We start from the raw sequence: 20,555 nt of genomic DNA, 5'->3' as shown, positions 1-20,555 counted from the left end.
ATGCAGCGATGCGGTTTCTCTTCCTCCTGGGCAGCTCGCGCCACGGCGGCAACACCGAGCTGTTGGCCCGGCGCGCGGCCGACGCGCTCCCGGCCGGCGCCGAACAGCGTTGGCTCCGTCTGGACGAGCACCCGCTCTCCCCGTTCGCCGACATCCGGCACGCCGGCGGCGACGGCCGCTACCCCCAGCCCACCGGCAACGAGGCGCTGCTGCTCACCGAGACGCTCGCCGCCACCGACCTGGTCATCGCCTCCCCGCTGTACTGGTACAACGTCAGCGCCGCCACAAAGCTCTACCTCGACCACTGGGCCGGCTGGCTCCGGATCCCCCACACCGACTTCCGGGCGAACATGCGTGGCCGGACGATGTGGGCGGTCAGCGCGATCAGCGACGAGGATCCGGCGAAGGCGGACCCTCTGGTGGCGAGCCTGCGCCTGAGTGCCGAGTACCTCGGCATGCGCTGGGGCGGCGCACTGCTCGGCTACGCCAACCGCCCGGGCGACATCCTGCGCGACGCCACCGCACTCCGAGCCGCCGACACCTTCTTCGGCCAGCCCGCGCTCGGGGACGGGCCTGCGCACGAGCCGATGCCCGTCGCGTCACTCGGCGACTAGGGCGCGGGCTGTGGCGGTCAGCGGCTGAGTCAGCAGCTCGGACAGTAGGTCGCCGGCGGCGTCGACGATCTCGCGCTCGCCGGTGACCAGCAGGTCCAGGATCAACCCCCGGGCGGCGGCCAGGCCCAACCTGGCCCGCCGCCGCGCTTCGGCCGGATCGAGACCCCGCTGCACCAGCAGTTCGGTGAGCGGCTCGGCCCAGGCCGCGACGACCGCGTCCCGGAAGGAGTCCGTCCACGGGCGCCGGTAGAGGGCGTGCGAGTAGATCTCGAAGAACAGCCGAGTCGCCGGTGCCAGCGCCGGATCGCTGACCCGGCGCCAGAACTGCCGGCCCACCTCGGCCAGGTCACCGTCGGACGAGACAAGGTCGGCCAGCGCTGCCCGCTGGATCGCCTCGACCCGCTCCACGACGGCGACGAGCAACTGCTCACGGGTGCCGAAGTGGTAGATGAGCATGCGGTGGCTGGTGCCGACACCCGCGGCGATCTCTCGAACGCTGAGGTCACTGAAGCCGGTCTCCTGCAGGTATGCCAGGCACCGGTCGAGGAGGGCCTCGCGGGCGGCGCTCATTCCTCGCTGGCCGCCTTGAGACCGGCGGCCTCGAGCGCCAGGAACCGGCGGGTCTTGCCGCCCATCAGCACGTTGAGCAGTCCCGCGAGCGGGCCGGTCTGGTCCACGCCGATGGTGATCTGAGTCGTGCCGTCCGGGTTGGTGGCCAGCCGGTGATAGCCGGACGTGTGCACGCCGAGGGAGCGGGTCTCCCAGGTGAATGATTCGCCCGCCCGTACCGCGCTGACCCGCCAGACCAGGGTGGGCATGCCCGGCTGCCTGATCCGGAACCGGTGCCCGAGCGCCAGATCGCCGCCGTCGAGCGGCCGCACGTCCTGGATGGACCTGGTCCACCGGGGCCAGGTGGTCACCGCGGCCAGCGCCTCCCAGGCACGTGCCTGCGTCGCCGCCGCCGTGATCGTCTGCTCATATCGCATGTACCAGATGGTACATGCGGTCGATCGCGCCCGCCGGCCTTGGCCCACCGGGTCGGTCGACTGTGGTCCGCCGGTTGGTGGTGCCCATCGCGCCTCCGTACAGCCCGCTCGACGACGACGGCGACCCCTGTTCCCCAGATCACTCGGGTATTGATCTCAAGCAGGGTTCAGGTTCCAAGATCTAGGTCATGAACCGAGTTGCTGACTTCGAGTCCGAGATCGCTGCCATTACGCAGGTCGTCGCCACCGTCGAACACGCCCAGCGCAACGAACTGGTCGAGGAGTTCGTCTCGCTGTTCCGCGAGGACGCCATCTGGACGACCGGGGCCGGCAAGCTCCTCATCGGGCGGGACGCGATCGCCGCCTTCACCCGGCAGGTGCTACCCGGCGCGATGAAGGGTCTCGTTCCCTCGTACGAGGTCGTGCACGTGCTCTTCATCCGGCCGGACGTGGCCGCGGTCAAGGTCCGCCAGCGGTACTTCTCGCCCGCGGGCGAGCTGCTGACCGAGCAGGGCGAGGGCACTCCGATGTACGTGATGTCCAAGGAGGACGGTCGGTGGCTGCTGACCGCCAACCAGAACACGGGCGTAGCGGCCAACGGCTGAGCCCTCAGGGCGTCTCCCAGCCGTGCTCGCCGGACCCGCATCGCCGAGGACGGTGCGGCCGCCGGCGCCGTCCGGGCCGGCCCGCTGGCGGACAATCTCCACCACCTCGTGTCCGCCGGCCGCCGCACGACGCTACGGCCGACGCACCCGTCGGCGCCGCGACCTCGATGACGCCCCTGCCCGAGCGGCGGGTGGCCGCACCCTGGCCGCCCGAGCGGTGGCTCGTCGCGCGGTGGCCCCGACCGTTGGTTCACGCTCGGGGCCGACCGCGATCTTCACCCAGGTGAGGCACGTCGCAGAGTCCGGGCCGAAGTGGGCCGCTGACGAGGGTTCGGGTCAGCTTGGGGCGAGGAGGCAGAACTCGTTGCCTTCCGGGTCTGCGAGGACGGTCCACGGGATGTCGTCCCGGCCCAGGTCGATGACGGTCGCGCCGAGAGCCTGCAGTCTCGCCGCCTCGGCCTCCGGGTCGTCACCCGGGTACGGGCGGACGTCGAGGTGGACGCGGTTCCACACGGTCTTGACGTCGGGTGTGCGGACGAACTGCAGATATGGTCCGACGCCCTTGGCGGAGCGCAGTACGGCCTTGTGGTCGGTCACTTCGTGCAGGACCCAGTCCATGGCACTGCCCCAGAAGCGGGCCATGGCTCGCGGATCCGCGCAGTCGACCACAACCGCGGCGATCGGTCCGGTGTCCCGGTAGAGCGGTCGGGGGTCCAGCACGCAGAACTCGTTGCCCTCCGGGTCGGCCATGACCGTCCACGGGACGTCGCCCTGGCCCACGTCGGCAGGTGTCGCGCCGAGATCCTTCAGGCGCGCGACGACCTCCGCCTGGTGGGCCGCCGAGGTGGTGGCGAGGTCGACGTGCACGCGGTTCTTCACCGTCTTGGGTTCCGGGGAGACGATGAGGTCGATGCAGACAGCGACGGGGTCGGGGTAGACGAAGCCCTCGGGTTCGAGGTTGGTCACGCCGGGTCCCTCGCTGGAGATTCCCCAACCGAGCACCTCCGCCCAGAAACCGCCCAGCGCGGAGTCGTCCTGAGCCTTCATGTTGATCTGCACAAGCCGCGTTGCCATGCCGGCGATACTAGGGCCCGCCGAAGATCAGCACTTGGGGAGGTCTCCGGTAGGTCGTGCAGCGACCAGCTGTGACCCGGAGCCTGAACCTGGGGCGCGACTCCGACGTTGAACCAGCCCGGGGCCCGGAGCACAGCCGCGATCCCGCCGGCTCGCCCACACCCGTCGGCCGCGGTGCCCGACACGGGTGAGGAACCGAATGGCCGGCGAGCCCCGGTCGATCGCTGGTGGATCGACCGGGGCTCGCCGTTCAGAGCCGGTCAGACCAGATCGAACCGGTCGAGTTCCATGACCTTGGTCCAGGCTGCGACGAAGTCCGCCACGAACTTCTCGCGCGCGTCCTGGCTGGCGTAGACCTCCGCGAGGGCCCGCAGCTGGGAGTTGGAGCCGAAGATGAGGTCGACCGCGGTGGCGGTCCACTTCACCTCGTCGGTGGCCAGGTCCCGGATCTCGTATACGTGCTCCTCGGACTCCGACGCCTTCCACCGGGTGCCCGGAGAGAGCAGGTTGACGAAGAAGTCGTTCGTGAGCACGCCGGGCCGATCGGTGAGGACGCCGTGCCGCGCGCCGCCGACGTTGGCCCCGAGGGAGCGCAGGCCGCCGACGAGGACGGTCATCTCGGGCGCCGTCAGGTTGAGCATGTAGGCACGGTCGACGAGCAGCACCTCCGGCTGGGTCTTCTCGCCCGGACGCAGGTAGTTGCGGAACCCGTCGGCGCGCGGCTCGAGGACCCGGAACGACTCGACGTCGGTCTGCTCCTGCGTGGCGTCGGTGCGGCCCGGCCGGAACGGCACGGTCACCTCGACGCCGGCGTCGCGCGCCGCCTTCTCGACGGCGGCCGAGCCGGCCAGCACGATCAGGTCCGCGAGCGAGATCTTCGCGCCGCCGGCGGAGTTGAACTCCCGCCGGATGCCCTCGAGGGTCTCCAGGACCGTCGCGAGCTGCTCGGGCTGGTTGACCTCCCAGCTGCGCTGCGGCTCCAGACGGATCCGCGCGCCGTTGGCGCCGCCGCGCTTGTCGGTGGACCGGTAGCTGGCGGCCGAGGCCCAGGCGGTGGAGACCAGCTGGGCGGTCGTGAGGCCGGACTCCAGGACCTTCGCCTTGAGGGCCGCGACGTCGGCGTCACCCACGAGCTCGTGGTCGACGGCGGGCACCGGGTCCTGCCACAGCTGGGGCTCCGGGACCCACGGCCCGAGGAAGCGGCTCACCGGCCCCATGTCGCGGTGCAGCAGCTTGTACCAGGCCTTGGCGAACGCCAGCGCGAACTCGTCGGGGTTCTCCAGGAAACGACGCGAGATCTTCTCGTACGTCGGGTCGACGCGCAGCGCCAGGTCGGTCGTGAGCATCGTCGGCTTGTGCTTCTTCGACGGGTCGTGGGCGTCCGGAATGATCGCCTCGGCATCCTTGGCGACCCACTGCTTCGCCCCACCGGGGCTCGTGGTCAGTTCCCACTCGTAGCCGAAGAGGATCTCGAAGAACCGGTTGCTCCACTGCGTCGGCCGGTCGGTCCACGTCACCTCGAGGCCGCTGGTGATCGTGTCCGGGCCCTTGCCGGTGCCGTAGGTGCTCAACCAGCCCAGGCCCTGCGCCTCCAGCGGGGCGGCCTCGGGCTCGGGACCCACGTGGTCGTCGGCGACGCCGGCGCCGTGGGTCTTGCCGAAGGTGTGGCCACCGGCGATGAGGGCGACGGTCTCCTCGTCGTTCATCGCCATCCGGGCGAAGGTCTCGCGGATGAAGTGCGCCGCCGCGGCCGGGTCCGCGTTGCCGCGCGGGCCCTCCGGGTTGACGTAGATGAGACCCATCTCGGTCGCCCCGACGTCGGCCGCCATCTCCTTCTCGGAGACGTAGCGCTCGTCGCCGAGCCAGGTGTCCTCCGGACCCCAGAAGATCTCCTCCGGCTCCCAGACGTCCTCCCGGCCGAAGCCGAAGCCGAAGGTCTTGAAGCCCATCGACTCCAGGGCGACGTTGCCGGCGAGCACGAGCAGGTCGGCCCACGAGATCTTCTGGCCGTACTTCTGCTTGACCGGCCACAGCAGGCGGCGGGCCTTGTCGAGGTTGGCGTTGTCCGGCCAGCTGTTGAGCGGGGCGAACCGCTGACCGCCGTCGCCGGCGCCGCCGCGACCGTCGTGGATGCGGTAGGTGCCCGCGGCGTGCCAGCTCATCCGGATCATCAGGCCGCCGTAGTGGCCGAAGTCGGCCGGCCACCAGTCCTGCGACGTCGTGAGGACCTTGACGATGTCCTGCTTGAGGGCCTCGACGTCGAGCTTGGCGAACTCCTTGGCGTAGCTGAAGCCCTCCCCCAGCGGGTTGGCCTTGGACGAGTGGGCGTGCAGCACCGACAGGTCGAGCTGGTTGGGCCACCAGTCGCGGTTGGTGCGCGGACGACCTCCGGTCTTCGGCGTCGGCGAGTCGATCGCCGGGTTCTCGCTCTCGCTGCCGTGCGCGGTCACCGAGTCGTGCGCGATCGGGCAGCCGGCCGCCGCCTTCTTGTCCACGCCCTGGGCGCTGGAGGGGGCGTTGTCCTGGATGTCGCTCATCTACTTCCTTCCGAACTGGCGGATCACTGGGAGGTGCGTTCGGTCGCACAGTCGGGGCAGGTGCCCCAGTAGACGACCTCCGCCTCGTCGACCGTGAAGCCGTGGTCGTCGGAGGCGGTGAGACAGGGAGCATGGCCGACGGCGCAGTCGACGTCGGCGATCGCGCCGCAGGAGCGGCACACGACATGGTGGTGGTTGTCCCCCACCCGGGACTCGTACCGGGCGGTCGCACCGGCAGGCTGGATGCGCCGCACCAGCCCGGCGTCGGTGAGCGCGCGCAGCACGTCGTACACCGCCTGGTGGGAGACCGTGGGCTGCTCCGCCCGCACCAGCGCGATCACCGTGTCGGTGTCGACGTGCGGGTGGTCGCGCAGCGCTGCGAGCACCGCCATCCGGGGCCGGGTCACCCGCAACGAGACCGCCCGCAGCTGGGCCTCGAAGTCGGACGTCATGCGACGAACATAGTCCACTCTTTTGGAATGAATCAAGTTTTGCCACGACTCCACCCGCACACTTTCGAGGCAGACCGGTCGGCGGCGCGCATACCGGACACGGTGCCGCCGCAGCTCGCGCTCGCCCGCGGTGTCGATCTCGACGCCGGCCGCTGCGATCACCCCGACGCGGGCGCAGGGCAGCGGCTCGGGCCACGACTGGTCGCAGCGGGCTCCGATCATGGCCCGGACCAACCGCCTCCGAAGCCGCTACCCGGCTCGCCCGCGCCACGGCGGAGCCAACGGCCCAGGCTGCTTCCGGGGGATTCCGTGGGATTCACCCGGCCGAGAGCGGCCGCGTGGAGGAGCTGACGTCCGGCGAGGCTGCCCAGGAGTCGAGCAGCCAGAGGTTCTCTTCGGAGGCGGTGCCGGGCTCGGCGCTGTAGATGACGAGGGTGAGCCCCGGCTCGGCGGTCATCGCGAGGGTCTCGAACGCGAGCGTGAGGTCGCCCACGACGGGGTGGTGGAAGCGTTTGGTGCCGGTGCCGGGGCGGCGGACGTTGTGGGCGCCCCACCGGGTACGGAAGGCGTCGCTGCGGGTCGACAGCTCCCCGACGAGGTCGTGGAGGTCCTTGTCGCGGGGGTCACGGCCGGCCTCGGTGCGCAGGACGTCGACGGTGACGTCGGCCATCAGCTCCCAGTCGAGGTAGAAGCGGCGGGCGGCGGGGTCGAGGAACTGGTAGCGGACCAGGTTGGGCGGCTGCGGGTCGCCGGTGGCGTAGACGTCGCTGAAGAAGGCGCGGGCGAGCTGGTTGGCCGCGAGCACGTCCAGGCGTCCGTTGCTGACGTATGCGGGCCCGGCGGTGATCGCGTCCAGGGTCCACTGCAGGCTGCGGTGCAGCGGCGTCTGCCTGCCCGGGCGCTGGCGTGGCCGGGTGAGCGCGTCCGAGCCTTCGGCGGCCTGGGCAAGGTGGAGCAGGTGGGCGCGTTCGGCGTCGTCCAACTGCAGGGCGCGGGCGACGGCTTCGAGGATGCCGGGAGAGCCGCCGGCGAGGTTGCCGCGTTCGAGCTTGCCGTAGTACTCGACGCTGACGTCGGCGAGCGCGGCGACCTCGCTGCGGCGTAGCCCTTTCACGCGGCGCCGGGTGCCGGCCGGCAGCCCGGCCCGCTCCGGGGTGATCTTGGCTCGGCGCGAGATGAGGAAGTCGCGGACCTGGTCACGGTTGTCCACGCTTTCGACCCTACGGGGCGTGGGCCGCGGTAGGGATGCACTGCCGGTACATCCTTCACCAGGAACTCCCTGCCGGGGCGAAACGGGGGTTACCTGGATGACGTGACGCTGTCCCTCCGGCGGTATGGCCGGAAGTGTTCCGGTCTGCTCGGTATCGGCCCGAGTGTTCGCACCTCGGCGATCCCGGGCGTGGTCCCCCGCCTCGGACCGAGCGCGCCGGTCATTCAGACAAGCGAAACGACTGCCTCAACCCTGACAAGGAGAACATCATGCGTGGCGTTGTCATGCACGCCCCCGGCGACGTCCGGGTGGAGGACCGCCCGGATCCGCGGATCGAGCAGCCCACCGACGCGGTCATCCGCGTGTCGGCGACCTGCGTGTGCGGCTCGGACCTGTGGCCGTACCGCGGGGTCGAGAAGCTGGCGGGCCCGACGCCGATGGGCCACGAGTACGTCGGCATCGTCGAAGAGGTCGGCGGCGACGTCACCGGCGTCAAGGCGGGCCAGTTCGTGGTCGGCTCGTTCTGGGCATCCGACAACACCTGCCAGATCTGCCGAGACGGCTACCAGTCCGCCTGTCCGCACCGGGTGCCGATGGGCATGTTCGGCTCGCAGGCGCAGTACCTGCGGGTGCCGCTGGCCGACGGCACCCTGGTCGCCACGCCCGAGGTGCCGCCCGCCGACCTGATCCCCAGCTATCTGGCCGCCTCCGACGTGCTGGGCACCGGCTGGTTCGCCGCGGTCGCCGCCGAGGTCGGCCCCGGCAAGACCGTCGCGGTCGTCGGCGACGGCGCGGTCGGCCTGCTCGCCGTCCTGGCGGCCAAGCAACTGGGCGCGGAGCGCATCATCGCGATGAGCCGGCACGAGTCCCGGCAGAAGCTGGCGCGGGAGTTCGGCGCGACGGACATCGTCACCGAACGCGGCGACGCGGGCGTGGCGAGGATCAAGGACATGACCGGCGGGCTCGGCGCGCACTCGGTGGTTGAGGCGGTGGGCACGCAGGAGTCGATGATGCAGGCCATCCACTGCGCCCGCCCCAACGGGCACATCGGTTTCGTCGGCGTCACCCACGACGTGGCCCTGCCCGGCATGGAGATGTTCTGGTCCCTGGTGCACCTGCACGGTGGCCCCGCACCGGTACGCCGGTTCCTGCCGGACCTGATGCGCCTGATCGGCGACGGCACGATCAACCCGGGCAGGGTCTTCGACCTCGACCTGCCCCTCGAGGAGGCCGCCGAGGGCTACGGAGCCATGGACAGCCGCCGCGCCATCAAGACCCTGCTGCGCCCGTAACGGCCGCACCGGTTGCTCGCCAGCGCGGCGGGCAACCGGTGCCGCCGCGAGACGGCTGCTGCTTTCGTCTGATCAGGCATCACTTTTGCTCGATGGAGCGAAAGTTCTGGACCGATCAATCGAAGTAGTTTAATGTCTTGGTGCATCACCCCGCGTTCCAGGTGGCGCACATCGTCGGCGTCGATTGCCCCTGGCACGGGGTCGACGGCTGCCGCCTCCCCCAACGCACTCCCGCGGCCGGCCGTCCCCACCCCTACTGCCTCCCGGGAGGAACGATGGGCACACGGCTGCCGCGCCGATTCCGCAGTCCTGTCCTAGGTTCGATCGCACTCGTCCTCGCCGCCACCGGCCTGTCGGCCACGCCGGCCGCGGCGGCCCCCGCCCAGGAACCGGGCGTCACCCTGCGCGTGTACGACGTACAGGTACCGCTCGACGAGCTCTGCACCCTCAAGCCCGGTCAGACACCGAACGTCGACAAGCTGATGTCCACGGTCAACTGGACCTCGACGGCGGACTTCGGGTTCGACGATTACTTCGTGACGGAGGTGCTCGGCAACATCAACGTCACCCAGGCCGGCGCGTACGCGTTCCGGCTGACCAGCGACGACGGATCGAAACTCACCATCGGCACCTCCGTGGTCATCGACCACGACGGCCTGCACGGGCCGACACCGAAGGAGGGGACGGTGACCCTCTCGGCGGGCATGCACGCGCTGCGCATCGACCACTTCGATCGCACCGGCGGGCAGCAGGTCACGCTGGAGTGGAAGACCCCGGGTTCCTCGTCGTTCGTCGTGGTGCCCAACTCGGCCCTGAGCACCGACGCCGGCGTCGTCCGGGTCACCGCCCCCGGCCGCAAGGAGTGCGAGGGGGTCTTCGACTCACCCGGCGACGGCCTGCCGCTGACCGGTGTGCATCCCGGCTACACGTTGACCAACCTGCGGCCCAACGGCTTCCAACCCAAGGTCACCGGCATGGACTGGCTCGCCGACGGCCGGCTGGTCATCTCCACGTGGGGCGGCAACGACCAGTCCGGCACGTCGCAGGACGGCGAGGTGTACATCCTCGACAACACCGGTGGCTCGACCGGCCCCGGCAACGTCACCACCAAGAAGATCGGCGACAACCTCAAGGAGCCGATGGGCCTGAAGGTCGTCGACGGGGTCGTCTACGTGTCGGAGAAGCAGCGGCTGACCCGGCTCGTCGACACCAACGGCGACGAGGTCGCCGACCAGTACCAGACGGTCGCCACCTGGCCCTACGGAGGGAACTTCCACGAGTTCGCGTTCGGCCTGCTCTACCAGGCGCCGTACTTCTACCTCAACCTGTCGGTGTCCATCAACTACGGCGGCGCGACCACCAACCCGCAGCCGGCGCCGAACCGGGGCACCACGGTCAAGGTCCACAAGGACACCGGCGCGCTCTCCTACGTCGCCGGGGGCCTGCGGACGCCGCACGGCATCGGCTGGGGTCCCGAGGGGGGCATCTTCGTCACCGACAACCAGGGCGGCTGGCTGCCCTCGTCGAAGCTGCTGCACATCAAGCAGGACCGGTTCTTCAACCACTACATGAACCCGGCCGGCCCGTTCGACGGCAACCCGGTCACCCCGCCCGTGCTCTGGATGCCACAGAACGAGATCGCCAACTCCCCCAGCACTCCGCTGCGGTTGCCCAGCGGCACCTTCGCCGGGCAACTGGTGATCGGTGACGTGACCTACGGCGGGCTCCAGCGGGCCTACCTGGAGAAGGTCAACGGCGAATACCAGGGCGCGCTGTTCCGGATGACTCAGGGCCTGGAGGCCGGGGTCTCGGAGGTCAACCTCGGCCCGGACGGAGCCATCTACGTCGGCGGGCTCGGCGCAGGAGGGAACTGGGGCCAGGAGGGCAAGCTGTCGTACGGCCTGCAGAAGCTCACCCCCAACGGCACCAGCACCTTCGACATGCTCGAAATGCGCGCCACCGCAGGCGGCTTCCAGATCGAATACACGCAGCCGCTGTCCACCGAGACCGCGGCGGAGCTCGCCTCGCGCTACCAGATCAAGCAGTGGCGCTACCAGCCCACCGCCAGCTACGGCGGCCCGAAGCTCGACGAGGGGGCGTTGCAGGTCTCCGCGGCGACCCTGTCCGCCGACCGCAGGACAGTCACCCTCACCGTTGCGGGCCGCAAGGCCGGGCACGTCGTGTACCTCCGCTCGCCGCGGCCGTTCACCTCGTCCACCGGCCAGCCGTTGTGGAGCACCGAGGCCTGGTACACGCTCAACGCCATCCCCGGCAGCACCCCGCCGCCGGTCGACGGTCCCAACCTGGCGCTGAACCGGCCGGCCACCGCCGACAGTTCCTGCGGGGCCACCGAGGGCCCGGAGAAGGCCGTCAACGGCAGCGTCTCCGGCGGCAACGGCGACAAGTGGTGCTCGAAGGGCACCACCAAGTACCTCCAGGTGGACCTCGGCACCAGCCGGGAGGTGACCCGGTTCGTCCTCAAGCACGCCGGCGCGGGAGGGGAGGACCCCGCCTGGAACACGAAGGACTTCACCATCGCCACCAGCACCGACGGCACGACCTGGAGCACCCGGGCGACGGCCACCGGCAACACCGCCAGCACCACCACCCACCAGGTGGCAACGGTCTCCGCCCGCTACGTCCGCCTCAACGTCACCGCCCCGACCAGCACCGCCGATCCGGCGGCCCGGATCTACGAATTCGAGGTGTACGGACCCGGTGGCGGCGGCACCGTCACCGGCATCGGCGGCAAGTGCCTCGACGTCAGCAACGCGGGCACCGCCGACGGGACGAAGATCCAGCTCTGGACGTGCAACGGCACCAACGCCCAGCAGTGGACCCGGGTCGGCGACACCTTCCGGGCCCTCGGCAAGTGCCTGGACGTGTCGAATGGCGGCAACGCCAACGGCACCAAGGTGCAGCTGTACACCTGCAACGGCAGCGGCGCCCAGGTGTGGCAGCCGCAGGCGAACGGCTCGATCCTCAACCCCCAGTCGGGCAAGGTGCTCGAAGCCGCGGGCGGCTCCGCAACCGACGGCACGCAGATCCAGATCTGGACGTACGCGGGCGGCGCACACCAGCACTGGGTGATCGGCGCAGGCGGCAACCGCATCCCACTCGTCGACGGCGACGGCGCGGACGCCTGACCGCAGCACCTCCGGGGCCGCCCGCACCTCTCCGGTCCGGGCGGCCCCGCCCCTTCGTCAAACGAGGTCGACGGCACGGCGACGTCCGGGGCCCGGGCAGGCTGTCTGCCGCAGTCCTGGCCCGGGCCCCGGACGGCTAGCGGGGTGAGTAACGGGCGTGGAGCAGGAGGGCCGTGGCGAGCAGCCCGCCCCCGACGAGACCGGTGGGGCTGAGACGGTCGCCGAGGATCCAGGTCGCCAGGACCGTTCCGACAAGTGGTTCCAGCAGCGCCATCAGCGCTGCCGTGCCGGCCGAGGTGGTACGCAGCCCTCGGAAGTACAGGGTGTAGGCCAGCGCGGTGGGCGCGGTGCCCAGGAGAAGCAACAGCCCGACGGAGGTCCAGCCCGGGTTGAAGCTCATGCCCGACGTCACGGTGGCGAGCGGGGCGAGCGCGGCGGCGCCGATGGTGAAGCCGAGCCCGGTCGCCGCGAGGTCGTCGAGGCCGGGCACGGGGCGGGCGCTGACGAAGGTCATGGCGGCGAAGCAGCCCGCTGAGAGCAACGCCAGCGCGGCTCCGGCAAGCACGCCCGAGGCGCTGTGACCGCTGGGCGGTACGCCGACGAGCAAGGCCAGACCGGTGGCGGCCAGTGCCACCGTCGAGAGGACAGGCAGACTGATCCGTCGCCGGCCGGTGATCCACTCGGCGACCAGGACCAGGACGGGTGAGGCGCCGATGGTGAGCAGGGTGGCGAGGCTCACCGTGCTGAGCGACACCGCGGCGAAGAAGCAGGTCTGGAAGATTGCGGCGAGGATCCCGATCGCGGTGATCCGGGTCCAGGCGGCCCGGCTGCGCGGCAGCGCCCGCCGGGTCAGCACGAGCGGGACGGCGATGAGGGTGCCGCCGATGGCAAGCCGGTACGCGGCCACCGCCAGCGGCGACAACCCCGTTTCGAGGGCGAGCAGGCTGCCGGAGGGACCACCGGTGCCCCACAGCACGCCTGCGGACACGAGCAACCACAGGCCGGTGGCGGGGCGTCGAGCGGCGACCACCGGGTGTTCGGAGACAAGCATGAAGGAATCGCTCCTGCGACGAGATGGAATGAGTCGCGGAAGCGGGACGTGCCCTCGACGATGCGTGAACCGCGCGTTCAGCCCGTAAAACGGCTGAACGCGATGAGCAGGGACGCCCCGCTCAGGAGCGTGGCGGCGCGACGACGTCGAAGGTCCGGTGCATGCTCTGATCCTATTGGTGACCCGGTAGCGGCGCCATCCCGTATCGGGCGGGCTTGATCCCGCCCCTGAGGCTGGCGGGTGCCGGGCGACGGCTGCCACCCGGGTGGCGTCCGACCGCCCGGCGGCTGGTCGGGGCGGGCGTCCACGTCATCGGCGCCGCAGCCGGATGGCGTCGAGGAGGGCGGGCTCGATCTCCGCGCCCCGGTCACCGTGCGCCAGGGTGTTGGTGACCGGCACGAAGAACCATGCCTGCTCGCCGCCGAGGAGGGGCGAGTACACCGGGACGAAGCCCTGGTCGCGCAGCGAGACGACGAAGTCGACCGAGATCTCACCGCGTCGGGTGACCGCGGCCGTGCCGTGCCACGGAAGCAGCACGGACCCACCGAGCGGGGCGAATCCGCAGCGCCCCTGCCTCGGCTGGTTGACGGTCAGGCGGACCCGGTCGGGGAACATCCGGTCGTAGCCCAACGCGTGGTCCGCGCGCGCCGCCGCCAGGTAGTCGATCGTGTCGGCCCAGACGACGCGCAGCACCTGCCGCCGCGCCGCGAGCACCTCGGCCGGATCCTCGCCGTCGAGCTGGTAGATGTCCGCGTAGACGCGCTGGGACCATGTCAGGCGAGGGCCGGGCGGTCCGGGGACCGCCACCGAGTGCAGCAACGACGTGAAGATGTCGCGGAACGGCGGCGCCTGCCCGTCGGCCCCGGGATCCACGGCGCTGGCGCGGGCCAGCGTCCGCACCGGCTGGTCGGTGATGTCGAGGCCGGCGAGGGTGGTGCGGTATTCCTGGCGGTACCGCTCGAGGAGCGTACGCCGGGTCGCCGGGGTGAGCCCCAGCCCGGCGTACGCCGCCTCGTCCACGTCGGTGAACGAGACGAAGTCGTCGGCGCCCACCAACCGTCGGTACTCGCGGAGCTTGCGCTGGTAGGCGTCGAAGGAGTCCGGCGGCCGGTTCCGGTAGTGGGTGGGATCGGTGAGGATCCGCAGCCGGATGCCCGGCGGGTACACCTGCGCGATGGTGTGTCGCAACTCGACCAGCCGGACCAGGGCCGCGAGTTCCGCCAGGTCCGGCAGGGCGCCCTCGGCCTTCAGGCCGCTGCTGGACTGCTTGAGCGGAAAAGCGACCAGCACCAGGCGGATCGGCTGGCCGCGCCGGATGAACGGCAGGGTGTCGCTCATCGCCGCGGAGAGCGGATAGCGCGACCGCGACCCGCGGTGGAACTGCTTGCGGGTCAGGATGTGGTGGACGAGGCGGGCGACGGCCGCGTCCGTGGTCTCCGCCGCGCCGGTCTCCTGCCGCAGCCAGCGGCGCGCGCCCTCGGCGGTGTTGCGGGCGTGGCCGCGCGCCTGGTCGAGCAGCCGGGCCACCAGCCGGGTCGACTGGGCGGCGGAGAGCCGGACCTGGTAGCTCCGCGCGGCCAGTCGCGGCCGTAGTTCGGGTAGGTGCAGGCCGGCGACCGACTGGGCGTACGACAGTTGCGGTCCCGCCGGCTGCCGCGACGGCGGCAGAGGATCGGGGAGTCGCTCGAACGTCGCGATCAGCGGTGCCCGGTCGGCGGGCGGTGCCCCCTCCGGGCGGTCGCTGGTGAAGTTCGGCGGTTCCACCGCCACCACGAGCGCCTCCGGGTAGGCGGCGGCCATGGCCCGCCGGTTGGCGAGGTTGTCGTCGAACACCGCCACGACGTCCCAGGGGCCGCCGCGTTTCAGGTTGGCGACCTTGAGGTCGGCGACCGGGGCGGTTCGGTCATCGGGCTGGGTGAGCAGCGGGAGATGTCCGATGCCGTACCGGTCGAGGACGTCGCGGGTGTGCGCGCGGACCCGGTCCCGGCGGCCGGTGTTGAGCACGACAACGCCGCCGATCCGCTCGACGTCGCGGACGAACCGGTTCAGGCCGGGCGACACCCGGTCCGTGCGGAGCCGGTCCCAGGGTCGGTAGAAGCCCCGCAGGAACTCGGCGTACGCGCCGGCCCAGTCCACCCCGGGCCAGGCGAGGTCCAGGCCGTTGCGGCGCACGAACCGGTCCCAGGCGGGTCGGCTGTCGGACGGCAGCACGGCGAACGCGCCGGGGTCGACGGACACGGGTCGCCCGCCGGCCCCCCGCGCCGCCGGCAGGCGCAGTTCGCGGAGCGCACGTACGGCCCGCTCGGTCGGCACCAGCGCGCAACAGTCGACGTCGATCACCACCGTCGGCGGCGGGAGGGCGGGCCGGTCACGCCGGGCCTGCGCCCGGGCGCGTACCCGGTCGAGCACGCCACGCAGCACCGCGTCCTGCTCGACGGGGACGGCGTGCGCGTACGTCCGCCACGGGTGCTGGCCGGTCAGCAGCGCGACGGTGCGGGGACGGAGGAAGCGCAGTTCCTCGGCGACGACGGCATCGACCCGGGCGTCGGCCCCGGCGCCCTCGCCCACCGCCTGCGCGAGCGCCCGCAGGACGTCGTGCAGCGCGGTGACCGCCGCGGTGACGGCGGCGACCGTCGGCGTGCCGCGCGGAGCTGGCGCGGCGAGCAGGACCCTGCCCGTCGGCTGGCCCTGCCCGGAGAACTCGTAGCGCCACGCCCCGGCCCCGTCGGTCTCGACGAGGGTGCCGTGGCGGTCGAGGAGCGTCCGGAAGACGGCGACCACCGGGCGAGCCATGAACTCGACGAAGTAGTCGAGGTCGTCCAGGTCCTTGTCGTCGCGGCCGCCGACCGCCTCCCGGATCGCCGGCCGCCCGCCGGGGCCGGACGGCGTCAGCAGGGCGCGCGGGGGGACGGCGAGCGTGTCCGGCCCGAACGCGGGATGCACCGAGGACAGCCCGAGCGGTGTCGCGTCGGCCCGCAGCGACGTGTACCGCGCGGCGTGCAGTCGGAGGATGGGGTCCTGCGCGATGCTGCTCTCCCCCGCCGGGCGGCCGTCGGCGGTGCTCTCCCGCGACGGCCAGGGCCCGTCACCGCTCGCGCCCGGTGCGGCGGGTCCGCTGCGGTCCAGGTGCCTTCCGGTCAGCGTCATCCGGGCATCCCGGTGACCGGCTGGGTCTGCAGCCTCGCCCAGAAGCGTGGATCGCCGATCACGGAGACGCTGGCGTCCGCCTCGAACAGGACCGTCTCGGACTCGGGAGCGATCTCCCGCCAGCTCAGCTCCGGGCGATGGGCGTGCCGCCGGAGCTGGCAGAGTGTGATCGGGCCACGGTAGGGCGGCGGATCGTAGTTCTCCTGCGCGAAGGCGTTGGCGGCCCAGAGCACCTGGTACCAGAAGAAGTCGGCCTCGTCCGCGTCGGGGTCGACCTGGTGGACGTCGCGCAGCCGGCGCATCGCCCGGTGCTCCGCCCCGAGCAGGCGCTCGGCGCCCAGCAGTCGCCGCAGCCAGCCGAGCCGCATGTCGTACAGGTCGGCCGGGCCCAGTCCGGCACCGAACTCCCGGGTCCCGGGTCGGAAGCTGTTGACGACGGTCAGTGACTCGATCACGTCACCGTCGGCGGCGAGCCGGTGCGCCATCTCGTACGCCGTCGGACCGCCCGAGCAGGCGCCGACCAGCGTGTAGGGTCCCTCCGGTTGCGCGGCGCGCAGCTCGGCGAGGTACCGGTCGGCCATGTCGCCGACCGAGAGCAACGGCAGGTCGCGCTGGCGCAGGCCCCGTGGCTCGAAGCCGTAGATCGGCCGGGTGACCGCCGCGCCGAGCAGGTCACTGACGAAGCGGACGTTCCCGGTTGCCCAGTGGACCCAGAAGACGGGCCGCCCGACGCCCTTGCGGAGCACGGTCAGGCTGGGCAGGTCCGCGCCCCTCGACCGGGGCGCGCCGGTCGCCCACACTGCTTCAAACTGAGGATCCTGCTGCATCGGCTCTCTCCCGTCGGCTGCTGTCGGCACGCCGGAGTGGACTGTTGAGGAAGGCGGCCCCGACCAGCACGGCGATCAGCCCGGCCGCCACGCAGACCGCCGTGGGACCGAACCGCTCGGTGAGCACGCCGCCGGCCACCGCCCCGACCGGGACCGCCGACCAGGCCAGCACCGCGGCGACCGTCATCACGCGGCCCCGCAACCGGTCCGGCACGATGAGCTGCCGGAGGCTGGTCGCGGCGATGTTGATGGTGGCGCCGAGGCCGCAGACGAGCGCCCACAGCACGAGCCCGCCGACGTACGACCGGTTGAGCCCGAACGCCACGGTGAGCAGGCCGGTGCCGAGCTGCGCGCCGACCGCCACCTGCGCGAACGAGAACGCCGCGCGGAGCCGGGGGGCCAGCGTCGCCAGGGCGAGGACGCCGGCCGCACCGGCCGCGTACAGCCACGCCAGTTGGGTGTCACTCGCCCCGAGCTGCTGCTTGGCCAGGACGACGAGCAGGGCGAGCGTGACGGCGTCGACGAGGTTGGCCAGCACCATCATCAGCGAGACGGTGCGCAGCACGGGGTGCCGGACGACGTACCGGAGCCCCTCCCGGATCTCCGGGCCGACGCCCGCGAGCGGCCGTCGCCCCGGCGACGGCGCGCGGAACGGCCGGCGGATGGCGAGCAGGCACGCCGCGGACACCAGATAGGTGACCGCGTCCAGGACCAGGCACACGACGATCGGCGCGACCGCGACGACCGCGCCGGCGAGCACCGGCCCCAGCACCCGGGCGGCGGCGGAGACCGCCTCGAGCCTGCCGTTCGCCGCCACCAGGTCGTCGGGTCCGACCAGCGTCGCGACGACCGCGAACCGCCCCGCGTCGAACGCGATGCGCATCGTGGTGAGCAGGAACGACAGCGCGTAGAGCGTGCCGACCCGCAGCAGACCGGCGACGGCGAGCAGCGGCACGATCAGCAGGAGTGCGGCGCGGGCCAGCTCCAGCCGCACCATCAACGCCTTCCGGTCGGTCCGGTCGACGACCGCGCCGAGGACGAGCCCGAAGAGCAGGTACGGCGCGAACGACACCGCGACGGCCGTGCCGAGCGCCTGGGCGGAGCCGGTCAGCCGGTACACCAGCAGGGGGATGGCGAACAGGGTGAAGGCCGATCCCCACGACGACACGGCGTGGCCGGTGAGATACCACCGGAAGTCACGGCCGAGCCGCGGCGCCGCCGTCATCGGCTGCCCGTGCCCGCCCGCCGGGGCCGCCCGCCGGCGGCCGACCGGAGCAGGGCGGCCCGGTCGACCTTGCCGTTGTCCGTGACGGGCAGGGCGTCGAGCCGGACGAACGCGGCGGGAACCATGTAGCTCGGCAGCGTCCGGGCCGCGTGCCGGCGCAGGTCCTCCGGCGCGACCGGATCGGAGCGACAGGTGTAGAACGCCACCAGGTCGGCGCCGCTCGCCCGCCCCGCCACCACGGCCACCGCCTCCGTGACGGCGGGATGGCGGGACAGCGCCGACTCCACGTCGCCCAGCTCGATCCGGTACCCGCGGATCTTCACCTGGTGGTCCGCGCGGCCCAGGAACTGGAGGTTGCCGTCGGGCAGCCAGCGGGCCCGGTCCCCGGTCCGGTACATCGTCGCGCCGTCGGGATCGTGCGGGTCGCGGATGAAGCGCCGGCCGGTCAGGGCGGGATCACCGGCGTAGCCGAGGGCGACGCACTCCCCGGCGATATAGAGGTCCCCCGGGGTGCCGACCGGACAGGGCCGCAGAGACTCGTCGCGCACGTGGTATCGGGCGTTCTGCATCGGGCGCCCGTACGGGATGCTCGGCCACGACGGGTCGACCGCGCCGACCCGGTAGTAGTTCGACCAGACCGTCGCCTCGGTGGCTCCGCCGAGTGCCACGACCTCCGCGCGGGGGAAGTGGCGCCGGATCTCGGCGGGCATGCCGAGGGGTATCCAGTCGCCGCTGAGGAAGACCCGCCGCAGCGCGGGCTCCCCTCCGGGCGTCCGCCCCGCCGTCGCGGACAGCAGGTACGCCATGGCGGCCGGCGCCGAGTCCCAGAAGGTGATCTCCTCGGTGTGGAGGAGGTCGACCAGATGGTCCGGGTCCGCCAGTTCCCGGTCACCGACCAGCCGCACCGACGCGCCGGCGGCGAGCACGCCGAACATGTCGTACACGGAGAGGTCGAAGGCGAACGAGGTGACGAAGAGCAGCCGGTCGTCCGGGGTGACGCCGAACTCGCGGTTGACCCAGTCGATCAGGTTGACGACGGCGCGGTGCGGCACGACGACGCCCTTGGGGTCGCCCGTCGACCCGGAGGTGAAGATGCAGTACGCGGGGTCTTCGGCCGTGCAGTGGGGGGCGGCGGCCGGGACGACGGCGTCGCCGTCCACCGTGGTGATGTCGAGCCGCTCCGCGCCGTGCCCGGATGTGTCCTCCGGGATGGTGTCGACCCGCTCCGCGCCGTGCCCGGCGTTGTCCTGCGGGGCGGCGCTCAGCAGCACGTCGTAGCGTTCGGCGAGGGGCGCGGGCAGCGCGCTGCCCGTTCTGTGCAGCACCTGGGCCGCGCCGAGACCCGGCCCGCGCAGGTTACGGAAGAAGCGGGTCGGCAGGCGCAGCAGTCCCGGGTCGTCGCCGCTGCTGGGATCGATCACGTCGGCGACGATCACCCGGCCGCCGGGGGTGAGCATCCGGCCGCACTCGCGGAGGACCTGCTCCAGATATCGCGGCCCGGGAAGGAACTGCGCGGTGCTGGCCAGGATGACCAGGTCGAAGGCGCCGGTCACCAGGGTGGCGAGTTCGTGGGCGAACCCGACCCTCAGGGTGACCGGAGCGCCGGCCTGTCGGGCCCACTCCTGGTTGCGGCCGATCGCGACGGACGACGGATCGACGCCGACGTACTCGGACACCCTGCCGGCCAGGGCGCGCAGGATGAGCCCGGCGCCGCAGCCGATCTCGAGCACCCGGCTGCGCCGGTCGACCAGAGCGTCGGCGAGGGCGACCACGTGGTCGCGATAGGCGTCGATGTCCCGCCCGGTGAACGTGGGCGCCCCGGCCCGCAGGTTGAAGCCGGCCGCCGCGCCGAGGTCGTCGCGGGCGGCGACGGTGTCCCACAGGTCCTCCACCGCCTCGGGCGCGATGGCCCGGTCGACGGCGGTCGGCGGCCCGTCGAGCACGACGATGTCCCGCAGGGTCGGCACGAGGTCGGCGAGTTCGAAGGCGGTCCGCAGGTGCCGCACGTCGGCCAGCACGCACGCGCAGTCGACCTGGCGCAGCGCCCGGCCGATCCGGTCGAGCGGCCAGCGGGGATCGACCGGCACGTAGGCCGCGCCGGCGCGGAGCACGCCCAGCAGGCCACGGACGGCCTCGGGGTGGTGCCCGGAGAGCAGCCCGACGTAGGCGCCACGGCCGACACCGCGGTCGCGGAGGTGCGCCGCCGTCCGGCCGGCGGCACGGTCCAGGTCGCGGTGCGTGTAGGCGACGCCGTCGTCGGTGACGAGCGCCGGCCGGTCGGGCACCCGGTCCGCGGCGGCGGACACCAGGTCGTGGACCCGGAGGTGCCGGGGAAACGGGCGGGCGGTGTCGAACCACGCGGGCGGTGGCGGCTGGCCGAGCATGCCGG

Annotated in this window: 15 protein-coding genes; 4 read left to right on the top strand and 11 right to left on the bottom strand. The window is 72.1% G+C overall.

The window, feature by feature from the left end; all coding sequences use genetic code 11:
* The first annotated feature begins 8 nt into the window (after window positions 1–8).
* Window positions 9–614: a flavodoxin family protein gene (locus ACSNOB_RS03030; RefSeq protein WP_436685041.1), complete on the top strand. Its 606-nt coding sequence runs from the start codon at window positions 9–11 to the stop codon at window positions 612–614.
* On the opposite strand, the gene ACSNOB_RS03025 is transcribed toward ACSNOB_RS03030, so the two are convergent.
* Both ACSNOB_RS03025 and ACSNOB_RS03020 read right to left on the bottom strand, forming a co-directional pair.
* Window positions 600–1,184 (bottom strand): TetR family transcriptional regulator, encoded by a 585-nt coding sequence (locus ACSNOB_RS03025; protein ID WP_436685040.1) that lies wholly within the window; start codon window positions 1,182–1,184, stop codon window positions 600–602. The genes ACSNOB_RS03030 and ACSNOB_RS03025 overlap by 15 nt on opposite strands.
* Window positions 1,181–1,600, bottom strand: coding sequence for an SRPBCC family protein (locus tag ACSNOB_RS03020; protein WP_436685039.1), 420 nt, complete (start codon window positions 1,598–1,600; stop codon window positions 1,181–1,183). The genes ACSNOB_RS03025 and ACSNOB_RS03020 overlap by 4 nt, the downstream gene beginning before the upstream one ends.
* Window positions 1,601–1,788: 188 nt before the next feature.
* On the opposite strand from ACSNOB_RS03020, the gene ACSNOB_RS03015 reads away from it, so the two are divergent.
* Complete coding sequence (locus ACSNOB_RS03015; protein WP_436685038.1) at window positions 1,789–2,205, top strand: SgcJ/EcaC family oxidoreductase; 417 nt, start codon at window positions 1,789–1,791, stop codon at window positions 2,203–2,205.
* A 336-nt stretch (window positions 2,206–2,541) separates the two neighbouring features.
* Here ACSNOB_RS03015 and ACSNOB_RS03010 read toward each other — a convergent pair whose 3' ends face one another.
* The 4 genes from ACSNOB_RS03010 to ACSNOB_RS02995 all read right to left on the bottom strand — a co-directional run bounded on the left by ACSNOB_RS03010 (window position 2,542) and on the right by ACSNOB_RS02995 (window position 7,478).
* Window positions 2,542–3,279 (bottom strand): VOC family protein, encoded by a 738-nt coding sequence (locus ACSNOB_RS03010; protein WP_436685037.1) that lies wholly within the window; start codon window positions 3,277–3,279, stop codon window positions 2,542–2,544.
* A gap of 260 nt (window positions 3,280–3,539) precedes the next feature.
* Complete coding sequence (katG, locus tag ACSNOB_RS03005; protein WP_436685036.1) at window positions 3,540–5,816, bottom strand: catalase/peroxidase HPI; 2,277 nt, start codon at window positions 5,814–5,816, stop codon at window positions 3,540–3,542.
* A 23-nt stretch (window positions 5,817–5,839) separates the two neighbouring features.
* The gene (locus tag ACSNOB_RS03000) at window positions 5,840–6,268 is read right to left on the bottom strand and encodes a Fur family transcriptional regulator (protein ID WP_436685035.1); all 429 of its coding nucleotides are present in this window, start codon (window positions 6,266–6,268) and stop codon (window positions 5,840–5,842) included.
* A 316-nt stretch (window positions 6,269–6,584) separates the two neighbouring features.
* Window positions 6,585–7,478 (bottom strand): helix-turn-helix transcriptional regulator, encoded by an 894-nt coding sequence (locus tag ACSNOB_RS02995; RefSeq protein ID WP_436685034.1) that lies wholly within the window; start codon window positions 7,476–7,478, stop codon window positions 6,585–6,587.
* A 269-nt stretch (window positions 7,479–7,747) separates the two neighbouring features.
* On the opposite strand from ACSNOB_RS02995, the gene ACSNOB_RS02990 reads away from it, so the two are divergent.
* Both ACSNOB_RS02990 and ACSNOB_RS02985 read left to right on the top strand, forming a co-directional pair.
* A complete protein-coding gene (locus ACSNOB_RS02990) occupies window positions 7,748–8,770 on the top strand; it encodes a zinc-dependent alcohol dehydrogenase family protein (RefSeq protein WP_436685033.1) in 1,023 nt (340 codons plus the stop codon).
* A 275-nt stretch (window positions 8,771–9,045) separates the two neighbouring features.
* Window positions 9,046–11,916 carry a ricin-type beta-trefoil lectin domain protein gene (locus ACSNOB_RS02985; RefSeq protein ID WP_436685032.1) on the top strand — a complete coding sequence of 957 codons (2,871 nt, stop codon included), beginning with the start codon at window positions 9,046–9,048 and terminating at the stop codon, window positions 11,914–11,916.
* A gap of 136 nt (window positions 11,917–12,052) precedes the next feature.
* Here ACSNOB_RS02985 and ACSNOB_RS02980 read toward each other — a convergent pair whose 3' ends face one another.
* From ACSNOB_RS02980 to ACSNOB_RS02960, 5 genes are all read right to left on the bottom strand, one after another.
* Window positions 12,053–12,967, bottom strand: a complete 915-nt coding sequence (locus tag ACSNOB_RS02980; RefSeq protein WP_436685031.1) for a DMT family transporter — start codon at window positions 12,965–12,967, stop codon at window positions 12,053–12,055.
* 309 nt (window positions 12,968–13,276) lie between these two features.
* Window positions 13,277–16,114, bottom strand: a complete 2,838-nt coding sequence (locus tag ACSNOB_RS02975; RefSeq protein WP_436685030.1) for an L-tyrosine/L-tryptophan isonitrile synthase family protein — start codon at window positions 16,112–16,114, stop codon at window positions 13,277–13,279.
* Window positions 16,111–16,941, bottom strand: coding sequence for a thioesterase domain-containing protein (locus ACSNOB_RS02970; protein ID WP_436685029.1), 831 nt, complete (start codon window positions 16,939–16,941; stop codon window positions 16,111–16,113). Before ACSNOB_RS02970 ends, ACSNOB_RS02975 begins: the two co-directional genes overlap by 4 nt.
* Window positions 16,919–18,166: an MFS transporter gene (locus tag ACSNOB_RS02965; RefSeq protein WP_436685028.1), complete on the bottom strand. Its 1,248-nt coding sequence runs from the start codon at window positions 18,164–18,166 to the stop codon at window positions 16,919–16,921. Before ACSNOB_RS02965 ends, ACSNOB_RS02970 begins: the two co-directional genes overlap by 23 nt.
* Window positions 18,163–20,550: an amino acid adenylation domain-containing protein gene (locus ACSNOB_RS02960; RefSeq protein WP_436685052.1), complete on the bottom strand. Its 2,388-nt coding sequence runs from the start codon at window positions 20,548–20,550 to the stop codon at window positions 18,163–18,165. The genes ACSNOB_RS02965 and ACSNOB_RS02960 overlap by 4 nt, the downstream gene beginning before the upstream one ends.
* Window positions 20,551–20,555 lie beyond the last annotated feature (5 nt).

It is taken from the genome of Micromonospora sp. URMC 106 (assembly GCF_051386395.1).
In the GTDB taxonomy this organism is placed as follows: Bacteria; Actinomycetota; Actinomycetes; order Mycobacteriales; family Micromonosporaceae; genus Micromonospora.
This window is presented reverse-complemented; position numbering and strand designations above follow the sequence as displayed.